Origin of the sequence: Acinetobacter albensis (assembly GCF_900095025.1) — a bacterium.
GTDB lineage: Bacteria > Pseudomonadota > Gammaproteobacteria > Pseudomonadales > Moraxellaceae > Acinetobacter > Acinetobacter albensis.
The window spans coordinates 57,941-77,661 of sequence record NZ_FMBK01000010.1 but is presented as its reverse complement, the minus strand read 5'-3'; the positions used below and the strand labels follow the sequence as shown (position 1 = coordinate 77,661).

Here is a 19,721-nt window from a genome sequence, read left to right as displayed (position 1 = left end):
CATCCTAACTGAGAATTTTATGGAAATAAAAGATTTTTTACAAAATTAGAGTTTGTGATACAGTTTTTGACCCTGTTCCTGATAAGTGGTTTTCATAGCGTTAAATCCTGCTGTAATTTCATCATTTTGTATTTGACTCTGCTGCGCCTCACTTTGGTTTTTGGCATAATCGCGCACATTTTGAGTGATTTTCATTGAACAGAATTTTGGTCCGCACATTGAACAAAAATGGGCAGACTTATGCGCTTCTTTGGGCATGGTTTCATCATGCATACTGCGTGCAGTGTCTGGGTCAAGACTTAAATTAAACTGATCTTCCCAACGGAATTCAAAACGTGCTTTAGACAGTGCATTGTCACGAACTTGTGAACCCGGATGGCCTTTGGCCAAATCGGCAGCATGTGCTGCAATTTTATAGGTAATAATGCCATCTTTCACATCTTTTTTGTTTGGTAAGCCCAAATGCTCTTTTGGCGTCACATAGCACAGCATTGCGGTACCATACCAACCAATCATGGCTGCACCAATGGCTGAGGTAATATGGTCATAACCCGGAGCAATATCGGTGGTTAAAGGACCAAGGGTATAAAAAGGGGCTTCCTGACAGACTTCAAGTTGTAAATCCATATTTTCTTTAATCATATGCATCGGCACATGACCCGGACCTTCAATCATCACTTGGACATCATGTTTCCATGCGCGATGAGTCAATTCCCCTAGCGTTTTGAGCTCACTGAATTGCGCTTCATCATTGGCATCTTGAATACAACCAGGACGTAAACCATCTCCCAGACTGAACGATACGTCATAAGCTTTCATGATTTCACAGATTTCATCAAAATGGGTATATAGGAAATTTTCTTCATGATGTGCGAGGCACCACTGCGCCATGATTGAGCCACCACGAGACACAATGCCTGTTAAACGTTGTGCAGTCATCGGGACATAACGTAACAGTACGCCTGCATGAATGGTGAAGTAATCTACGCCTTGTTCAGCTTGCTCAATTAGGGTGTCTTTAAAGATTTCCCACGTTAAGTCTTCGGCTACGCCATCCACTTTTTCTAAGGCTTGATAAATAGGAACCGTACCAATCGGCACAGGTGAATTACGGATAATCCATTCACGGGTTTCATGAATATTTTTTCCTGTGGATAAATCCATGATAGTGTCTGCACCCCAACGGGTCGCCCAAGTCATTTTTGCGACTTCTTCATCAATGCTTGAGCCGAGTGCCGAATTACCAATATTGGCATTGATTTTGACCAAAAAGTTACGCCCAATGATCATTGGTTCAATTTCAGGGTGGTTAATATTGGCAGGAATAATCGCACGCCCTTCAGCCACTTCTTTACGCACAAATTCAGGGGTAATTTCAGTGAGATTTTTTGCCCCAAAGTTTTGACCTGCATGTTGGCGGACATCTGTACCCGCCATTTGACGCTGATTTTCACGAATGGCAATGTATTCCATTTCAGGCGTAATCATACCTTGACGGGCATAATGCATTTGCGTGACATTTTGACCAGATTTCGCACGGCGTGGTTTTTGAATATGCGCGAAGCGTATATTTGCGGTGCGAATATCTTTTAGGCGTTCTTGTCCAAATTGCGAGGTGAGGGTATCTAGGCGTTCGGTATCTTCACGTTCTGCAATCCAGTGTTCACGGACATTGGGTAAACCTTTATTGAGGTCAATTTCAACTTTTGTATCGGTATACACGCCTGAGGTGTCATAGACCAAAATATCAGGATTATGTTCGCCGCCTAAACCAGTTGGAGTATCGGTGAGTTCAATGGCACGCATGGGTACTTGAATGTCGGGACGTGAGCCTTGAATGTAAACTTTTTTTGAAGCGGGTAAAATACGGGTCAGATCTTTTGCATCTTGCTCATGTTGAGCAGAAATATCTGTTGCAGAGAGATTCGTTAATTGGTTCATTGCTTCGATCCTTATGAATGACATCAACGAATCAAGCACGACCAAAAACGTGGCAGAATTACCTGTGAATGAGACTTCAATAGTCCGATACAGATAAAGCAAAGGCTTCGGTTTTTAGATGGCTTGATTCCTACGCAGGTCTTAACCTGATCAGGTTCAACGGTACTCACCATCAAATGCCATCATTAATCATGCATTTTGGTGATCTCAGCGAGAAATTACTCGCGCTCCGTCAAGCTAGGCTGATATTAACATGCAGATCGGATAAAAACACGTGCATTAAAGCTCGTTTATAAACCTTTGATTCTCAGTTAAAAATAGATATTTTTAACGGCAAATGGCATCGCTAAAACAATCACGCGGTACAGACAGGCTTAAATTTTTTAAACCTAAATAGTGTTTCAATTGCTTTTGAGCCAACAAACTTTCATTTTTTGTTCCCTGTTCAGATGGACTGAGCTGAACTGGAATGTGTTTAATTCTTTGCTCTTCAGAGAGTTGCAGAAATTGAAGAAATTTTCCAGCCTGAACTGCCAAAGTTGAATTTTTGAGTTGAGCCAGTTTTTCAATTTCATCTAAGCTGCTACTTTGAACAGCGTATGAATTAAGAAAATTATCAGAAACGGGTGAAGCAGGTGTACCAATAAATAAAAATAGCGCATACATTTGCATCAGATATTCAGCATTTTGACGATAACTACTTTTCGGATATTGCTTTAAATAGTCTTCCCAAAATAAAGCACGGACGACAATTTCATGCGGTTCAATCATTAAGCTTTGTTTAACCCAGACTGGTTGCATATTTTGTGCAGCCAAGTTTTCTATAAAAGCTTGTTCTGCTTCAGGCATATAAGGTGCAAAAATTCTCGCTAGATATTCAGGGCTACGACGATAATTGAGTTGCCCTTTGCCTGCATCAAAGAGTTCAACATAGGCCTGACCTTTATGCTTTAGCAAATATTGATCACGTAACGTCAGTTGTTCAAAATGGTTTTGCTGAACGGTGGGGTGCTGGGCCAAGTCAAAGGCATAATTTTCAAAAGCAGTCTGTTGAGAAGCCGTTCTTTCCACACTTAAAAAGTTTTTATACATTTGATTCGATAAGGTGAGTAAATTTTTTTGTTCTTCAAAGGTGGAAAGCGGTAAGCATAATTTTAAATCTTGATTGACTTGTTCCAAGGCGAAAGTGGTTCGATCCGCATCAATCGCCAACATATTTTTTTCGATATTTTTACACAACAAGGATAAATCAACTGGTTCCTCTTGCTGTAACTGTTTTTCTAATTGTTTTGGAACAGGCTCTGGTTCAGGTTTCTGACATCCAAGCAAAAAAATAAATACGATTAAAGGGAGGTATTGCTTTGCAGAAAGCAGCATTTTGAAGGGCAGAGTCATTCTATATGTGGATATATCAGGCAATGAAAGGGAGTGAAGGTCAGTATTTTATCGCTAATACCGATTTTGTCTGTGTAGTATTGTGAAGGAATTTAGTTAACGTGATGTGACTATATAAAAATAATATGACACAGTTGATTTTTTTGATTTGATAGCAGATAAAATAAAGAGGAAAGATGGCAGAAATGTCATTGATGTATTTCAGATTAAACTAAATATTGTGGACTATTTTTATATATCTAACTGCATTCAATATTCCATGTTTTATAGCAGACTTAAAAATAGAGTGTCATGACATTTGATTTTATCCGACCCGCTGCAACTAAATAGAAATCTACGACCTAGATAACCACTGTTAGCCATGAATAGGTGTAGTATGGATAAAAAAATCAAGATTGAGATGTTTGGGTGCAGGAATTTACAATAAAAATGAAGATTAAAATTGTTTTGAGTAGTTCTTTGTTACTGCTCAGTTCAGGGGCATATGCTTTGGATTTGGTGGAAGCCTATCAACGTGCTCAAAGTACAGATCCTAACTGGCAAGCCAAGCTGTTGCAATATGAAGCAGAGCAATTAGATTTAGGCATTGCAAAAGGTAACCTGCTGCCGACCATTAAGCTTTCAGGGAATGTAACCCGTAAAAGTCAGCAAACCAATTCCAATTTAGATACTGATTTGCCTTTTAATTCAGACCTATTGATGTCTTCTTCATCAACCACTCGTCAGATTGCTCTGACTGCACGCCAGCCGTTATTTCGTTGGGATGCTTGGGAGGCGTTAAAACAGGTCAAAACTTCGCTGAGTTTGAGTGAAATCAATCTACAGTTACAACAACAAGAACATATTTTAAATCTTGCTGAAACTTATTTTGCAGTACTACGGCAACAAAGTCTGACCAAGGCCAATGTACAAGAAGAACAGGCATTACTGAAACAGTTGGATATGATGAATGCCAAACTCAGAGAAGGTTTAGTGGCAAAAAGTGATGTCAGTGAAGCCAAAGCACAATACGAAAATGCACGCGCAAATCGAATTGCTACTCATGTGGAATTGATTTTGGCTCAGGAACAGTTAGCGCAGTTTATTGGACCTTATCGGGAAAATCTGGCAGTTTTAAGTACAGGTTTTCAATTCCAAAAACCTTATCCTGAAAACTTGTCAGCGTGGACAGATTTAGCACAAAGCCAAAATTTATCGATTCAGCAGGCACGTTTACAGCAGCGCTATGCACAAGATCAAAAACGGGTAGAAAAGGCCGCATCCTATCCACAAATTGAGGCAGTCGGCAGTTACGGTTATACCAAACAATCTCCACAAAATATTATTTCCAGTGATGGTCAATTTGACCAAATTGGGATCGAGATGAATTGGAATGTCTACAGTGGTGGCAGAACTCAAAAATCGGTGCAGAAAGCAGCGGTAAATGTGGAAAAAAGTACAGCACAATTAGATGCTGCTATGCGTAAAGCCAATACCGATGTCAAAAAAGCTTATCTGCAAGTTGAAACTGATCAGGCCAAATTACAAGCCCGTAAAGCAGCGATGGATTCATCACAAATTGTATCTCAGGCATCTAAAGCCCAATACCAAGAAGGCTTAAAAACCATGGTTGATGTGCTTTTAGCACAAAGGAATGCTTTTTCAGCCAAGCAAGAATATTTAAATGCACAATATGATTATTTAATGAATGTGCTACGACTAAAAGCAGCGGTTGGGAAATTAACCACACAAGACTTAAGCGAGATGAATACATGGCTTGTTGATTCATCATTTCAGCGAATAAACTAAACGTTCGACTTTTGTCATGAAAGCTTCACAGTAGATGTGCTTTAATATTAAACAATTTATTTAAACCTAAAATTGCTGTTTTTGGAGTATGCCTCTTGCCAAATAATCCGGTGTTAAATCACCATATTTCTTCACAATTTAATGAAGATTTACAGGGTGTGAATACAAAGTTTATGACGATGGGCGGCTTAGTCGAACAGCAAGTTGCCAACGGAATTCGTGCTTTATTAGATACCGATGAAACTTTAGCCATAGACGTACAGTTTCAAGACAATATTGTGAATCGTCTAGAAACCGAAATTGATGAAGCTTTAACCCTCATTTTGGCACGTCGCCATCCAGCAGCAATCGATTTGCGCATGGTGATTGCGATGTCTAAAGCCAATACGGACTTAGAGCGAATTGGTGATGAAGCAGCTAAAATTGCCCGTATTGCACAAAACTTATGTGAAGAGGGCAGTTCACCGCGTGGCTATATGGAAACTCGCCATATCGGTAATCAGGTTCGTGTCATGATCCATGATGCATTAGACGCTTTTGCTCGTTTAGATGTCGAACAAGCACTACGGGTATTATTGGCTGATGCAGACATTGACCGTGAATATCAGTCAGCTACCCGTACCTTAATGACCTATATGATTGAAGATCCACGTCATATTTCACGTGTAATTAATGTGCTGTGGGTATTGCGCTCTTTAGAGCGAATTGGTGACCATGCTCGAAATATTTCTGAACAAGTGATTTATATGGTCAAAGGTTTAGATGTACGTCACATTAGCGTAGAAGAAATTGAAGAAAAAGTTCAAGTGCGCTAATTTTTTCTACAAAAAAAGCCTCGACATTATTTGAGGCTTTTTTTTGTAGCTGATTTTTAACTGTGGGTTTCTTCCTCGGTATCATCTTCAAACGTTTTGGCAATTTTTTCAATGTTTAAACTTTTTGCCATCGCATCAAAAATTTCTTTATATACGCCATTTTGATGGTAAAGCGTGTTGTGTTCGCCATGTTCTGCAATATGTCCTTCTTTCATGACATAGGTGTAATCTGCGTCAATAATTTGCGACAAACTATGTGAAATGATGATGACTGTTCGTCCTTGTTTAATCTGATCCAGACTTTGTTTAATTTGTTCGGAGGCAATGGCATCTAGGCTGGCCGTAGGTTCATCCAAAAAAATAATCGGTGGATTTTTTAGAAACATTCGAGCCAGTGCAATACGTTGTTGTTGCCCGCCTGATAGCATGAGCGCATCGGCATCATAGGCATGTGGAAGCTGTAAAATCTGTTCATGAATCGATGCTTTTTTTGCAGCATGCATGACGTCTTCTAAACTGGCATCGGTTTTACCATAACGGATATTTTCAAAAATAGTCCCTTGGAAAATATGGTTTTTTTGTAGTACCAGACCGATATGATCGCGTAAATATTGTGTGTCAATATGCTCCAAATCGATACCATCGAGTTGAATGTGTCCTGAAGCAGGTTGGTAAAATTTATCCAATAAACTGATCAGGGTCGATTTTCCTGCACCTGATAATCCCACCAAAGCAGTAATTTTATTCGGTTGAATCACCATATTGATACTTTTTAACGCATGATGTCCGTTGGGATAATAAAAATCGACCTGCTTCAGTTCGAATTTTCCTGTGATGATTGGTTTTTGCACACCACTTGGTTCTCTTTCATGATCGGCTTCTAAAATTGCAAAGAAACTTTCAGAGTAAATCATGGCGTCATTCACTTCGTCATAAATACGATGTAATGAGCGAATGGGTGCAGACACGTTATTGAACAACAGCACATGATACATAATCATGCCAATACTCATTTCTCCGTTTAAGACAAAATAAGCGGTTAAAATAATGATGAGCACAATTCCAATTTGCTCAATAAAAGTTTTTAAACCATCAAATAGAAAACTGGTTTGACGGGTTTGCATTTGATTATTGGTCAATTCTTTTTGTAATTTGAGTTGCTTCTCTGATTCAATGGATTCGCGGTTAAAAGATTTGATGACAGTAATTGAATTAATAATACTCAAAATACCTTGGCTTTTTCGTTCGCGTCCATCTCTTAAGTTACGTCGCCATCCGCCCAGTTTTTGTGCTTGTTTAAAGGTCAGCCAAAAATAAATCGGGACAATACTTAATGCCACTAAACCGACATAAATATTTGCATAGAACATTAAACCCAGTGCGACAATCGCACTGGTAAATAACGGTAAAATATCAATAAAGAAGATTTGCACCAAGCGCGTTAACGAGCCGATTCCGCGGTCTATACGGGTTTGTAATTTACCTGCTTGATTGTTCTCCTCATTAAAAAAGCTCAGCCGATAGGTGAGGAATTTTTCGATAATACCTTGCGCTAAATCTTGTGAAACAAAAATTCGTAGCTTTTCACCATAAAACTTTTGTCCAAACTGAACAAATGCATTAATCACTTCTTTGCCCAGTAAAATAGCTGTAATGGTGATGAGAATATGCCAGCCTTCAGACAGACCAAAACCTGCTTCAATCAGTTGGTTAATACTGTCGACGGCATATTGTAAGGTGAGCGCATTGACCTGAGCTGTGAATGAACCAATTAATGTCAGCAGTAAGGTTGCAATCACCAGTAAGCGATATGGTCTTACAAAAGGTCGAAGTTTATGAAAAAGATGCCATAAGTTCATATGTAATATTTTTATTGTTCAGCTTGGTTTGAGTCTAAGCGGGATTATTCAATGTCACAAGCGCATACAATGTTTTGAATTGTCATTCAGGACATTGCGCTAAAATAAATTAAATCGGTAATTTGATGATTGACCATGAACTTTGAATTATTTAAGCCTGAAGCTCAAGCCAATATTTTGCCTTATGCGGGAGTCGTCGAAGACTTTGGATTAATTTTAACTGCGGAACAAAGCACACGATATTTAGATTACTTTTTAAAACATTTAGCGTGGCAACAAGACGAAGTTTTTTTATTTGGTCAGCATTATCAAACAGCACGACAAGTGGCTTGGTATGGGGATGAACATTATGAATATCATTATTCAGGGACTTTAAAACAGGCACATCCATGGCAATCTGGATTATGGCGTTTAAAACAGCACATTGAAAGTTTGGTCGGTTGTCATTTTAATTCTTGTTTGGCCAATTTATATGAAAATGGTACACAAGCCGTCGGTTGGCATAGCGATGATGAAGCTGCTTTAGTCTCTAAAACAGGCCAAGAAACCATCATTGCTTCTTTAAGTTTAGGTGCAACACGAAAATTTAGTTTCAAACATAAGCAAACTGCAAAAAAAGTAGATGTACTGTTACAGAGCGGTCAGCTGATTGTGATGCGAGGCGATACGCAGCAGTATTGGAAACATGCGTTGATGAAATCAACACGCATAGTCGAGCCTCGAATTAATCTTACTTTTCGTCATTTTTTCTAAAATATGTTTAACAATGAGAGGTGCTCGATTTGAACCTAGAGATTTTCTAAATACGCGTTGTGACTGTTATTTCTTTTTTGTCAGATTGAGGTTTTAAGATTGAACTTAAGTGGTGAGGCAAGAGGAATAAAACATGAGGCTGTTTGAGCATAAAAAAAAGCTTATGCAGAACATAAGCTTTTCTCTAAGGATGTTGCAAATTGTCATGGAATACAATTGGCCACATGAAGAACAATAATCATATTATGAGAATATAATTAAAAATACAACGCTAAATTTGATAGTTTTATAGATTAAATCTATCTATTTGAATCGAAAATATTATTTTATCCATCTGGGTTTTGAGCTAACTCTTCAAATTTTTTTTCAATCAACGCCGCATTCTCTTTCAAAATATCGATTAATTTTTGCAGATTTACAAATTCAAAGCGGTTTTTAGAGGCCAATAAAGTCAAGGCTAAAGGCGGTTCTTTGGCAGAAAATTTAATTGGAATAGACAAGCCTGCAATATTAGGATCCAGTTCACCATTGGAAAAGTAATAACCTTGTTTCTTAATTTGCTTCATTTTCAGTAAAAATTGCTCTTCATTTTGTGCAAAACCAACTTCATCCAGTTCGGTCGAAAAACGACGGTAATAGTCCAAAATACTCTGTTTGGGTAAATTTGAAATCATCGCTTTAGGTGAGGAACCAATAAATACAGGACGTGGACAACCTCGACCATAGGACAGCAAAGTAATGTCTTTAAATAACTCATGATGTAGATCGATACATGAATTATGGTTTAAATGAGTGAGCAAACAACTAAATTCGGTACGTTCGACAATTTGTTGCATAAAAGGGATGCTGATTTGTACCAGAGGATCTGTCGTACGGGAGATATAATCCAGAACTGCAATTTTTGAACCCAAGGTGTAATCCCCTGATGTTCCACTTAAACGTTGCAGTAATTCTGCTGAAACTAATTCTTTTAAATAACGATAGCTGGTCGGCTTGGATAAACCCAATTCTTCACTAATCAGGTCGACATTAATAATCGGGCGAGATACCGAAAAGAGATCTAAAACAGTCAGAATCTTACCAAAACTAGAAAGTGTCATAAGTACCTGCTTAATGAAAGCACAAAAAAATAAAAAATAAAGCCTATTACTTTATAACAAAAACTGAAGTTGAAGCGTATTTTGTTGGAATTTTAATATATTTTTGGTCTTAAAAAAGTCACGACTTTTGTGAGAAAATGGTGGATTAAAATTCAATATGGTTAAAATATATAGTATTGATTATCACAATGAGATATTATATTTAAAAATATTGGTGTTTTCGAGCTTGGAGAATAAATCAAGATTTAAGATTGAATCTTTAACCGCTCTGCATCGAGTATTTTTTATACTGTTTCTCCTCATAAGAATTTAACTTGATTGTTTTTCATCAATCCTTGAAATGCTAATCATGTTTGGATCACATGTTCCAATCTGCTTTTGTCTACACAATTTATCTTTGAGATAGGTTGTGTATTTTAGTCAGGGCTAAAAAACATGAACACAAGTTTTCACACCTGACTTTGAGATCAAACAATGCTATTGGCCAGACAATTACTCGCATTTCGTCCTACTAGACTGGACTGGATTTTTGCGATTAAAACGTGTGTTGCAGGTATATTGGCGTTGTATATCGCTTTCTCTTTAGATTTGGCTTATCCAATTTGGGCCATTGGCACCGTTTTTATCATTGCCAATCCTTATTCAGGTATGGCTTCCTCTAAAAGTCTTTATCGTGTGTTAGGAACATTGATAGGTGCTATTGTTTCGATTGCAGTAACCCCCTTTTTAATTAATACCCCTTGGCTATTTACCTTTTTTTTAGCAGCATGGGTCGGGGTGTGCTTGTATATTTCGATGCTAGACCGAACTTCACGTAGTTATGTGTTTATGTTGGCTGGCTATACCGTTGTGATTATTTCTTACAACATTATTTATCTGGCCGATACCGTTTCCATATTTGATATGGCAATCGGACGATTTCTAGAAATCACTTTGGGTGTAGTGTGTAGTGCTGTCATTTCGACCTGCTTTTTTCCACTCCATATTGGGCCTGCGGTCGAAACTCGGGTGAGCCAAGCTATTCAAGATACTAAATTATTATTTGATCAAATTTTGCTGGGTGAACAATTACAGAAAGAAAAACAGCACTATGACTACACGCAGTTACTGGGAAATATTACACGTGATACTTCCGAGATTCATGTAATGGCAGTGCATTTGTCCTATGAAAAATCAGCGCTGCAAGGCATGACCAAACCACTACAAGAAATGTTGCATCAACTCACCCTGTTGGTGGCAAATTTGGTAGCCATTTCCGAACGTATGAAACAGTTAGATCAAATAGATATGGCATATCGAGCCGATTTAACCCAGATGCATGTGCATATCGCAGAGTTTTTACATGATGATCACGGCATTCAAGAACATCAATTGAATGATTTACCCAAACAGTTTGAGCCAGATTTTAACCTGCTGATGGACTCTGCACGACCCGAACAGCGCTTGGCTTTACAAAGTTTAAAAATGGATATTCGACATTTTATTCAGAATGTTCGAGCCGTAAAACTGATTTGGCAGCGTATTCAAAACGGAGATGATTCCTTACCCAAAAGCATCACTCCATTAACCACGCCATATCCTAGTTTACATCGAGATCATGGAGTGGCTGTCCGTGGTGGTATTTCGGCTTTTTTGGTGATTTTGATTGCGACGTCATTTTGGATTTTAAGTGGTTGGAAGTCCGGGTTTATGATGGCCGTCATGGCTGCTATTAGTGCATGCATTTTAACGGCAATGGATAATCCAGTTCCTGCATTAAAACTGTTTATTCGGGCGACTATTTATGCGGCGGTTATTGTTTTCATTTATGCATACGGTATTTTTCCGCATGTCAGCAGTTTTTGGGAATTGGCCGTGGTTCTTGCGCCGTTTATTATATTTTGTCTGTTGTTATTTCCACATCCACCTCTGGCAGGTTTAGGTTTACCTTTGATTATGGGCATGATTATGGGGTTAAATTTGCATAATACTTATGCTCTGGATCAGGTGGCATTTTTCGATTCAGCCATTGGAACGGTGATTGGCCCAATTATTTCCGTTTATATCATTCAAATGGTCCGTTCAATGTCACCAGATATGACGGTCCAACGTATATTGAGCCTACATTATAAAGCGGTGAGAAATGCGCTGTATTTACCTTATGGGGTCGATTTTAAAAGACATTTACGCAGTATGTTAGATCGGATTGGGGTACTCAACAGCAAGTTAGTCCAGTCCGAGAATTTGAAGCAGGAAATGAATTTGGCGCTGATTGAAACCAGTGCGGTGGTCGATTTGACTCGTTTACAGGAATTGGCCGAGCAGTTATCTGGCCTAAATCCTCTGGTTTCCAGCATTGGAAATTTACAACAGTTACTTGATGAATATTTTCGAGCCAAAGAAATGCAGCAACCTCAGCTTGATATTTTAGACCATGTGTTAAAGCAAATACAGCGATTACAAGAGGCAACGGGCCAGTTGGAAAATATCGATATTGCACAGCGTTTAAATATTTCTCTCAACAATATTCGTAGCAGTTTGTGTCATCAAAGCACTGTATATAGCGCTGAATAAAAAACGAGGCAGATCTAGATGGGTGAAATAAATATTTATGGGGTATATGTCCCAATACTTCTGGTTCAAGCTATTTTTGCTTACTTATTGCTGCAAGTTATGAGACTGAAAACAGATCAGTGGAGCAGTCAAGGTTGGATCGTGTGGCCGAGCATCTTTAATTTATGTCTTTATATCGTGCTGCTTTTTATGATTCATGGCCTGTTTGTTTTATCTGTTGCTTAACCAATATATCGACATCCTACAAAATGAATGAGGTAAACCTGAAATGACAGCTGTGGATTTACGCAAAGCGATCAGACCAATAATTTTATTGCTGATGATTTTAATTGCAGTTTTTGCCATTATTCATATTTGGAATTATTACAATGCCGAACCTTGGACACGTGATGGACGTGTGCGTGGTGATGTCATTCAGGTGTCATCTGATGTTTCAGGTTTAGTGACCGATGTTTTAGTGCAAGACAATCAAACGGTCAAAAAAGGGCAAGTACTGTTTAAAATAGACACTGCCCGTCAGGCCTTAGATGTCGAGCAGGCGATCTCTGATTTAGCTAGAGCTAAAGCAGGTTTGGCGGAAGCAGAAGCAAGTTTGGCTCAGGCCAAGGCCAATGTGATTAAATCACAAGCGAATATCGACTTAGCAGATAAAAATGCAGGTCGTTATGCCAATTTGATGGATGGTGCAATTTCTAGACAAGAACAAGATCAGATATTTGCAGTTCGAGATCAATCCCATGCAGAACATAGCCAGATAAAGGCAGCAGTAGAACAAGCTGAGGCAAATATTAAACAACAACATTCATTGATTGAAGTAGCCACCAGTCATTTACATATTGCACAATTAAATTTGCACCGTTCTGAAGTGCTTGCACCCGCAGATGGAACGCTGTCTAACTTTGAATTACGTGTCGGAAACTATATCAAGGTAGGACAAGCAGTTGCAGCTCTACTCGATCGTCATCAGTTGTATATCGTTGGTTATTTTGAAGAAACGAAGCTAGATAAAATTTATGTGGGTGCGCCTGCAACCATTCAGATGATGGGCGGTTCTGAAAAGTTAAAAGGACATGTACAGGGAATTGCATCTGGTATTGAAGATCGTGAACGTACCACGACATCTGGACTTTTAGCCAATGTAAATCCAACCTTTAGTTGGGTTCGTCTAGCGCAGCGCGTACCTGTAAAAATTATTTTAGATGAAATGCCCAAAAATCAATTGGCTTTTGTTGCAGGCCGAACGGCCACCATTCATATTGGAAAAACAAAAGTATTCTAGTTTTTTAGATACCATACAAAAAGTGATACAGGAGAAAAATTGATCTGGGGAGTCACTGAAAACTAAGCAGCTGATAATGAGTTTTAACGCATATTCATAAGATGATTTGAGAGATAGAAATATTCAGCATGTTTATTTCATCAAGGGTGTTCAAATGACACCAGTTAATTTTTCACACGTTGCTTTAGATAGGGCAAATCAAATTTAAGCCATTTTAAATCACTGTATTGCAATTTCGTTTATTAACGTAAAGGTTGAGCACAAGATTTTAGAGATTAAGGACTTATGCCTTGAGGGTTTCGATACCAACTTGAAATCAAAAGTGCTGCTGCAATACTGTCAGCAGCCAGTTTTTTAGCACGACCTTGAGCTTGATAGTGCTCTAACTCATCACGTGCTTCACGAGTGGTTAAGCGCTCATCCACCATCAGGGTTTCGATATTGGTTTGATGACGCAAGCGACGTGCAAATTTACGTGAACGGGTAGACAGTTCAGATTCAGTGTCATCCATATTCAGCGGTAAACCGACTAAAAATAAGTTAGGTTGATGCTGTTTAACAATTTTGAGTAATTCATCCCAGTTTGGAATGCCATCTTTCATGGGAAACAGTGCCAGTGGACTGGCACTTTCAATCAATGATTGGCCCACGGCCATGCCCATTTTTTGTGTACCAAAATCAAATGCCATAATAAGCTGAGGTGTTGATATTTCAGGCATGTCCAATCTCTGATGAAAGCCAAGTACGGTCAACACCCATTTTTTTATAGGCTGCATCCCAGCGGTCATCATAAGGCAGATTAAAAATAAGATCCATGTCGGAATCGCAAATCAGCCATTCACCACGTGACATTTCTTGTTCTAGCTGGTTTTTGCCCCAACTGGCATAACCCAACGCAATTTGATAACGGCCAACACCTTCATTGTGTGCAATGGCATCTAAAATATCTTTAGATGTAGTGATACAAACATTATCCCCAATTGCAATCGAGGAATGCCAAGTCGGTTGACCTGTGTGGAGTACAAATCCTGCTTCAGGCCGTAAAGGGCCACCTTGTAATACAGCATGAGGATTGACATTATCCGCTTCGATGTCCAAATCAATTAATAATTCTTTAATGGAAAGATCAGAAGGGCGGTTAAGAATAATGCCTTGAGCACCATCTTCATCATGGCGTGCCAAATATATGACAGTATTGGCAAAAAAATCATGAGCCAAGTCAGGAGGTGCAATTAAACAGCGATGGGTCAGATATTGTTTAGTCATCTAGCCATTCCCCCTTAAAAATTAAACTGCTAATCAATAAATCATTCTCTTCTTATCACCAACTTACTAAACTAATTCAGTTTAGCCAATGCTTTTTTATGATTTACATCACAATTTTATACCTGCTGAAACTTGAGCTGTCGTAATTGTTTAGCATGTTGTAAAGTGGTGTCGTTAATTTCCATGCCACCTGTCATCCGCGCTAATTCATCAATACGCTGTTCTTCCGCAAGACTGATAATGGTACTGCTGGCAGGGTCTGTTTGTCGTTTTTTTACCAATAAGTGTTGATCAGATTGCGCCGCAACTTGTGCCTGATGGGTAATACATAAAATTTGAACATGTTGTGCCAAATCTGCCAGTAAACGTCCCACCATTTCAGCTGTACCACCACTGATACCAACATCAATTTCATCAAACACTAAAACTTCAGATTCTGTTTTTTCAGCATTCATGACTTGCATGACCAAAGCAATTCGTGAAAGTTCACCTCCCGATGCAACACGTGCTAACGGTTGTGCAGGCATACCTTTATTGGCTGTGAACAACAGTTGAATAAAACTCAGGCCTTCCGCTGAAGCTTGCTCTAAAGGTTCAAATTTAAATTCAAAATAAGCTTCAGGCAAAGCCAGTTGTTTAACTTGTTCGGTCAAGTGTTTTGCTAAAGGCAAAGCCGCTTCACGACGAATTTGATCAAGATATTGTGCTTTATTTAAAAATGTTTGATAAGACAAATCAACTTGTTCAGCCAAAGTTTCAGGGTTTTCAAGTTGATGCAGCTGCTCAAGCTCTGTTTGCCAATTCAAATAATCTTGTTGAAGATGTTCGGGTTGAGTCCGATATTTACGGGCCAAACGATGGAAAATTTCAAGCTGTGAATTCAGGAGATCCATGCGTTCAGGGTCAAAACTTTGACGATCAATAAATTGACGCAAGTTTGCTGTGGCATCATCCATTTCACTTTGTGCATTTAAAAGTGAATTATAAATTTCTGCCAATTGCTCACTGCGCCCCGCATGTGATTCTAAACGACGAATAACTGAGGCCAATTCTTGGATCAAATTCTGTTCAGCTTCATCCAAGACCGTTAGGCTATAACTACAATCTTGCATGATATGTTCATGATGACTTAAGCGATCAAACTCTTGTTCAATCTCTTTATAGTCAATTGAGGTAATTTCTTCGAGTTCTTCGAGCTGTAATTCTAAGCTTTCGATCCGCTGTTTACGCGTGGCCTGTGCATCTAAAGCCGCTTGATGCTGACGAATATATTTTTGCCACGTGCTATAAGCATGACGTACATCCTGTGCAGGCTCATAAAAATTGCTGTAACGATCTAGCCAGTGTTTTGGGTAGGGGGGTTCAAGTAATTGTTGTTGACTGTGCTGACTATAGAGTTGTACCAATAAACGACCAATTTCTTTCAGTTCAGATAAGCTGCTCGGACGACCGTTAATCCATGCTTTGCTGCGACCTGTTGCAAAAATAACGCGTCTTAAATGGATTTCTCCAGACTCATCATCCAACTCATGTGCTTTAAGCCATTCAGCTTCTGCACTTTTATCTTGATAGCTAAAAACAGCGGTGACATCCGCTTTATCTGTTCCAAAACGCACATAATTGGTGTCTGTTCGTTCGCCTAAACAGGCCGAAAGTGCATCCAGTAAAAGCGATTTACCTGCGCCAGTTTCGCCCGTTAAGACATTGAAACCTTGTTCAATATCAATAGCTAAATGGTCAGCTAAAGCAAAATTAATCAGAGTTAAGTGAGTCAGCATAAACGCATCCGAGCTGCGAAAAGTTTAAATCTAAGATAGTGAAATTTGGTTTAAGTCACAAGACAGCTTTTATTTTAAGATGACGTAAAACCACACTATTTTACCTGAGTTTCATCCTACAGATGAACCGATCTATGTTTGAAGAAACGTGATATTAAGTTATATAAACATAAATTGAAGAAAATGCTTAGAAAAATATTCAATGTCCGTTCAACACCAGTGTAAAAACTCATCAGCCTTGTATCAGATCATTCTTTTATAATGTTTATCTGATTATTCTTTTTTTAAATGTGACTACAAAAAAAATATCAAATATTCACTAAATATTCATTTAAGTTTATGCAAGATTGATTGATTAGTTGAATGCTCGGCTTTAAACTACATCCGTTAAAAAATATAAATGCGCATTATCTGGAGAATACGCATGTCAAATCAGTTTGATCACGTGTCTGTTATCAAAAAATCGAATGTATATTTCGGTGGATTATGTATTAGTCATACCGTTCAATTTGAAGATGGCACTAAAAAAACTTTAGGGGTAATTTTACCAACGGAACAAGCACTTACTTTTGAAACACATGTGCCTGAACGTATGGAAGTTATTTCAGGAGAATGTCGCGTCCATATTGCAGATAGTACCGAAAGTGAATTATTTCGTGCCGGCCAATCTTTTTATGTACCAGGCAATAGCCGTTTTAGAATTGAGACCGATGACGTGCTCGACTATGTGTGTCACTTAGAAGGCTAAGCATCACCTGTATTCAGGCAAAGAAATTTTAGTCTGAATCAGTTAAACTAGATTTAAGCATCAATCCTGTAAAGTTAGCTTTGCAGGATTTTTCTTTTTTGCATCATACTCACATTTTTTAGAGGCCGTTCATGGCAAAAACAGAATATTTTTATGGCGTTCATTCAGTGGAGTCATTACTTGAGCTTGAGCCAGAGCGTGTACTGACATTATTTACCTTAAAAGGTCGTGACGATCAGCGTTTGAAAAATGTACTGGCTTTGGCTGACCCATTTGGGATTAGTGTGCAGCAAGCCAGTCGTGAAAAATTAGAAAAATTGGCAGGTCAGCCCTTTCATCAAGGTGTTGTTGCTGCTGTGCGTCCACATCCGACGTTGAATGAACAAGACTTACAAGATTTACTCAATCAAAATCCGCAAGCACTTTTGCTGGCTCTTGATCAAGTCACAGACCCACATAATTTGGGTGCTTGTATTCGTACAGCAGCGGCCATGGGCGTCGAAGCGGTAATTGTATCGCGTGATCGCTCTGCGAGCTTAACCCCAACAGCACGTAAAATTGCTGCTGGTGGTGCAGAAAAAGTCAAATTTATTCAAGTGACCAATTTGGCTCGTACTTTAGGTAATATTAAAGATGAATTTAATGTACGCGTAGTGGGTACCATGCTGGATGAAAAAGCACTCCCTGTGCAAGAATTTGATTTTACTGGGACGGGTATTTGTATTGTGATGGGTGCTGAAGACACTGGTTTACGTCCGATTACTCAGTCACAGTGTGATCAAACTGTATTTATTCCAATGGCAGGAAATTTGCAAAGTTTAAATGTGAGTGTCGCAACAGGTATGGCTTTATATGAAGCGTGTCGTCAGCGTAACGTATAAATATTTTTATTCTTTTTAACACCAAAGTTGTTTTGCTATGTCTCCCCGTTCTCAAGGTTATGTATTTGTCGCAATTACCATGTGTATTTGGGGAGGATTTACCATCACCTCGCGTTTGAATGCGCAGTGGGGGATTAGTGCTTGGGACATCACAGCTTTACGTTTTGCCTTAGCCTTCTGTATTTTAATGCCCATTTTGATTTATAAAAAAGACACTGCTTTTTTATGGAAAAAACGGCCTTTTCTTTTGGCGATGATTGGCGGCGTTGGATATTGTCTAACGTCATACTCTGCATTTCATTATGTGCCTGCTGCACATGCGGCTATTTTCTTAAATGGCTGTATTCCTCTGTGTACTGCCGTTGCTGGATTCCTGCTGTTTAAAGAGCCGTTTGATCGACACACTTGGATCAGTCTGATGATTATGCTTGCTGCAATTGGCATAATGAGTTTCTTGATGTATCAAGAAACGGGAATCGCTTTTGGTTTTGGAGATATGCTATTTTTCTTCAGTGCGATTTGGTGGGGTATTTTTACGGTATTGCTGCGGCAGTGGAAACTTTCTGCTTGGCACGCTATGACCAGTGTCGCCATTTGGTCTGCCCTGATTTATGTTCCAATCTATTTGGTATTTTTACCCAAAAATTTAACTGAACCACAACCTCTACATTTAGTGTTGCAAGTGATTTTTCATGGGATCTTTGTAGTGATGATTGCAACATTGGCATATGTTGAAGCAATTAAAAGACTTGGGGCTTTTAAAACGGGCAGCATTGTTACGCTGGCACCGTTTATTGCTGCTATTCTTGCCGTTCCTTTATTAAATGAACCTTTAAGCCGTGCCATTATTTGTGGTTTAATCGGTATGGCTGTGGGGGCGTTGCAGCCATGGCGTTGGTTCATGCACAAAGATAGCTTGCAACAAAAAATCAAACAACAAAAAGAACAACTTAAATAGACTGTATCTTTTACGTTTACCGTTTTAAATAGTCTTGATGCAAAGGCTGTAAATGTTGATATAAATGTTCAAGCTGACCATCATTGAGCACAATATCATCTGCCAATTCTTGTTTTTTGTGCCTCAGCATTTGTGCTTTTATAATCTGTCGAATTTGCTCAATCGATTGACCATCTCGTTGACTCGCGCGCTGAATTTGCAATTCTTCTGAAGCATCAATCAATAAAGTATGCTGGGTTAATAGGTGTTGGTTGGTTTCAAACAGGAGTGGTGAAACCAAAATCACATAAGGACTGGTTGCAGCGTGTAACTGTTGAATGATGGACTGACGGATCGCGGGATGGGTAATACTTTCTAATAAGCGTCGAGCATCTGGATCTTTAAAAATGTGTGCACGCAAAGCCTGACGATCAAGTTCACCAGTGTCTAGAATTACCCAATCACCAAAAGCATGCTGAATTTTTTGTAAAGCGGGTTGTCCTTTTTCAACAATTTCACGTGCCACAATATCGGCATCGACCACAGTAATGCCTTGGTTTTCAAACCATTTGCTGGCAGCTGATTTTCCACTACCAATACCGCCAGTCAAACCCAAGATAAAGGTCAT

17 protein-coding genes and 1 riboswitch are annotated in these 19,721 nt (G+C 38.9%); of the genes, 9 read left to right on the top strand and 8 right to left on the bottom strand.

Annotated features, from left to right (window positions below):
* Positions 1 to 45: 45 nt before the first annotated feature.
* Together thiC and GA0116959_RS09615 are read right to left on the bottom strand one after the other, a co-directional pair.
* On the bottom strand, positions 46 to 1,941 hold the full coding sequence (thiC, locus tag GA0116959_RS09620) for a phosphomethylpyrimidine synthase ThiC (RefSeq protein ID WP_092720526.1): 1,896 nt from the start codon (positions 1,939 to 1,941) through the stop codon (positions 46 to 48).
* A 110-nt stretch (positions 1,942 to 2,051) separates the two neighbouring features.
* A riboswitch (TPP riboswitch) is annotated at positions 2,052 to 2,183 on the bottom strand.
* Positions 2,184 to 2,268: 85 nt separating this feature from the next.
* Positions 2,269 to 3,318: a hypothetical protein gene (locus GA0116959_RS09615; protein ID WP_244878587.1), complete on the bottom strand. Its 1,050-nt coding sequence runs from the start codon at positions 3,316 to 3,318 to the stop codon at positions 2,269 to 2,271.
* Between the two features lie 447 nt (positions 3,319 to 3,765).
* Here GA0116959_RS09615 and abuO point away from each other — a divergent pair, with 447 nt between their 5' ends.
* The gene (abuO, locus tag GA0116959_RS09610) at positions 3,766 to 5,124 is read left to right on the top strand and encodes a multidrug efflux outer membrane protein AbuO (RefSeq protein ID WP_092720525.1); all 1,359 of its coding nucleotides are present in this window, start codon (positions 3,766 to 3,768) and stop codon (positions 5,122 to 5,124) included.
* A gap of 95 nt (positions 5,125 to 5,219) precedes the next feature.
* The gene (phoU, locus tag GA0116959_RS09605; RefSeq protein ID WP_053578949.1) at positions 5,220 to 5,939 is read left to right on the top strand and encodes a phosphate signaling complex protein PhoU; all 720 of its coding nucleotides are present in this window, start codon (positions 5,220 to 5,222) and stop codon (positions 5,937 to 5,939) included.
* A 56-nt stretch (positions 5,940 to 5,995) separates the two neighbouring features.
* Here phoU and GA0116959_RS09600 read toward each other — a convergent pair whose 3' ends face one another.
* Positions 5,996 to 7,798 carry an ABC transporter ATP-binding protein gene (locus tag GA0116959_RS09600; RefSeq protein ID WP_092720524.1) on the bottom strand — a complete coding sequence of 601 codons (1,803 nt, stop codon included), beginning with the start codon at positions 7,796 to 7,798 and terminating at the stop codon, positions 5,996 to 5,998.
* A gap of 135 nt (positions 7,799 to 7,933) precedes the next feature.
* On the opposite strand from GA0116959_RS09600, the gene GA0116959_RS09595 reads away from it, so the two are divergent.
* Positions 7,934 to 8,551, top strand: a complete 618-nt coding sequence (locus tag GA0116959_RS09595; protein ID WP_053578947.1) for an alpha-ketoglutarate-dependent dioxygenase AlkB family protein — start codon at positions 7,934 to 7,936, stop codon at positions 8,549 to 8,551.
* 326 nt (positions 8,552 to 8,877) lie between these two features.
* On the opposite strand, the gene GA0116959_RS09590 is transcribed toward GA0116959_RS09595, so the two are convergent.
* Positions 8,878 to 9,651, bottom strand: coding sequence for an IclR family transcriptional regulator (locus GA0116959_RS09590; RefSeq protein WP_092720523.1), 774 nt, complete (start codon positions 9,649 to 9,651; stop codon positions 8,878 to 8,880).
* Between the two features lie 474 nt (positions 9,652 to 10,125).
* Between GA0116959_RS09590 and GA0116959_RS09585 the strand changes: the two genes are divergently transcribed.
* The 3 genes from GA0116959_RS09585 to GA0116959_RS09575 are packed head-to-tail and all read left to right on the top strand — an operon-like array spanning position 10,126 to position 13,483.
* Positions 10,126 to 12,204 (top strand): FUSC family protein, encoded by a 2,079-nt coding sequence (locus tag GA0116959_RS09585; protein WP_092720522.1) that lies wholly within the window; start codon positions 10,126 to 10,128, stop codon positions 12,202 to 12,204.
* An 18-nt stretch (positions 12,205 to 12,222) separates the two neighbouring features.
* Complete coding sequence (locus GA0116959_RS09580; RefSeq protein WP_092720521.1) at positions 12,223 to 12,429, top strand: DUF1656 domain-containing protein; 207 nt, start codon at positions 12,223 to 12,225, stop codon at positions 12,427 to 12,429.
* Between the two features lie 43 nt (positions 12,430 to 12,472).
* Positions 12,473 to 13,483 carry an HlyD family secretion protein gene (locus GA0116959_RS09575; protein WP_053578943.1) on the top strand — a complete coding sequence of 337 codons (1,011 nt, stop codon included), beginning with the start codon at positions 12,473 to 12,475 and terminating at the stop codon, positions 13,481 to 13,483.
* Positions 13,484 to 13,758: 275 nt separating this feature from the next.
* Here the strand turns inward: GA0116959_RS09575 and ruvX are convergent, their stop codons facing one another.
* The 3 genes from ruvX to recN form a co-directional block, all read right to left on the bottom strand.
* The gene (gene ruvX, locus GA0116959_RS09570) at positions 13,759 to 14,202 is read right to left on the bottom strand and encodes a Holliday junction resolvase RuvX (protein ID WP_092720520.1); all 444 of its coding nucleotides are present in this window, start codon (positions 14,200 to 14,202) and stop codon (positions 13,759 to 13,761) included.
* Positions 14,195 to 14,749 (bottom strand): YqgE/AlgH family protein, encoded by a 555-nt coding sequence (locus GA0116959_RS09565; protein ID WP_092720519.1) that lies wholly within the window; start codon positions 14,747 to 14,749, stop codon positions 14,195 to 14,197. Before GA0116959_RS09565 ends, ruvX begins: the two co-directional genes overlap by 8 nt.
* Positions 14,750 to 14,865: 116 nt before the next feature.
* The gene (gene recN, locus GA0116959_RS09560) at positions 14,866 to 16,527 is read right to left on the bottom strand and encodes a DNA repair protein RecN (RefSeq protein WP_092720518.1); all 1,662 of its coding nucleotides are present in this window, start codon (positions 16,525 to 16,527) and stop codon (positions 14,866 to 14,868) included.
* A gap of 424 nt (positions 16,528 to 16,951) precedes the next feature.
* On the opposite strand from recN, the gene ppnP reads away from it, so the two are divergent.
* The 3 genes from ppnP to GA0116959_RS09545 all read left to right on the top strand — a co-directional run bounded on the left by ppnP (position 16,952) and on the right by GA0116959_RS09545 (position 19,114).
* Complete coding sequence (gene ppnP / locus GA0116959_RS09555; protein ID WP_053578939.1) at positions 16,952 to 17,275, top strand: pyrimidine/purine nucleoside phosphorylase; 324 nt, start codon at positions 16,952 to 16,954, stop codon at positions 17,273 to 17,275.
* 131 nt (positions 17,276 to 17,406) lie between these two features.
* Positions 17,407 to 18,156, top strand: coding sequence for a 23S rRNA (guanosine(2251)-2'-O)-methyltransferase RlmB (rlmB, locus tag GA0116959_RS09550; protein WP_092720517.1), 750 nt, complete (start codon positions 17,407 to 17,409; stop codon positions 18,154 to 18,156).
* A gap of 37 nt (positions 18,157 to 18,193) precedes the next feature.
* On the top strand, positions 18,194 to 19,114 hold the full coding sequence (locus GA0116959_RS09545) for a DMT family transporter (RefSeq protein WP_053578937.1): 921 nt from the start codon (positions 18,194 to 18,196) through the stop codon (positions 19,112 to 19,114).
* Positions 19,115 to 19,130: 16 nt separating this feature from the next.
* Here the strand turns inward: GA0116959_RS09545 and coaE are convergent, their stop codons facing one another.
* The gene (coaE, locus tag GA0116959_RS09540; protein WP_092720516.1) at positions 19,131 to 19,721 is read right to left on the bottom strand and encodes a dephospho-CoA kinase; all 591 of its coding nucleotides are present in this window, start codon (positions 19,719 to 19,721) and stop codon (positions 19,131 to 19,133) included.

What these genes read in the sequence shown, in the direction of transcription:
- GA0116959_RS09595 (WP_053578947.1), top strand. Translation starts at nt 7,934, where the DNA reads ATGAACTTTGAATTATTTAAGCCTGAAGCTCAAGCCAATATTTTGCCT.
- GA0116959_RS09600 (WP_092720524.1), bottom strand. Translation starts at nt 7,798, where the DNA reads ATGAACTTATGGCATCTTTTTCATAAACTTCGACCTTTTGTAAGACCA.
- ruvX (WP_092720520.1), bottom strand. Translation starts at nt 14,202, where the DNA reads ATGCCTGAAATATCAACACCTCAGCTTATTATGGCATTTGATTTTGGT.
- thiC (WP_092720526.1), bottom strand. Translation starts at nt 1,941, where the DNA reads ATGAACCAATTAACGAATCTCTCTGCAACAGATATTTCTGCTCAACAT.
- GA0116959_RS09590 (WP_092720523.1), bottom strand. Translation starts at nt 9,651, where the DNA reads ATGACACTTTCTAGTTTTGGTAAGATTCTGACTGTTTTAGATCTCTTT.
- abuO (WP_092720525.1), top strand. Translation starts at nt 3,766, where the DNA reads ATGAAGATTAAAATTGTTTTGAGTAGTTCTTTGTTACTGCTCAGTTCA.
- GA0116959_RS09545 (WP_053578937.1), top strand. Translation starts at nt 18,194, where the DNA reads ATGTCTCCCCGTTCTCAAGGTTATGTATTTGTCGCAATTACCATGTGT.
- GA0116959_RS09615 (WP_244878587.1), bottom strand. Translation starts at nt 3,318, where the DNA reads ATGCTGCTTTCTGCAAAGCAATACCTCCCTTTAATCGTATTTATTTTT.
- ppnP (WP_053578939.1), top strand. Translation starts at nt 16,952, where the DNA reads ATGTCAAATCAGTTTGATCACGTGTCTGTTATCAAAAAATCGAATGTA.
- recN (WP_092720518.1), bottom strand. Translation starts at nt 16,527, where the DNA reads ATGCTGACTCACTTAACTCTGATTAATTTTGCTTTAGCTGACCATTTA.
- GA0116959_RS09585 (WP_092720522.1), top strand. Translation starts at nt 10,126, where the DNA reads ATGCTATTGGCCAGACAATTACTCGCATTTCGTCCTACTAGACTGGAC.
- GA0116959_RS09580 (WP_092720521.1), top strand. Translation starts at nt 12,223, where the DNA reads ATGGGTGAAATAAATATTTATGGGGTATATGTCCCAATACTTCTGGTT.
- GA0116959_RS09575 (WP_053578943.1), top strand. Translation starts at nt 12,473, where the DNA reads ATGACAGCTGTGGATTTACGCAAAGCGATCAGACCAATAATTTTATTG.
- rlmB (WP_092720517.1), top strand. Translation starts at nt 17,407, where the DNA reads ATGGCAAAAACAGAATATTTTTATGGCGTTCATTCAGTGGAGTCATTA.
- GA0116959_RS09565 (WP_092720519.1), bottom strand. Translation starts at nt 14,749, where the DNA reads ATGACTAAACAATATCTGACCCATCGCTGTTTAATTGCACCTCCTGAC.
- coaE (WP_092720516.1), bottom strand. Translation starts at nt 19,721, where the DNA reads ATGACCTTTATCTTGGGTTTGACTGGCGGTATTGGTAGTGGAAAATCA.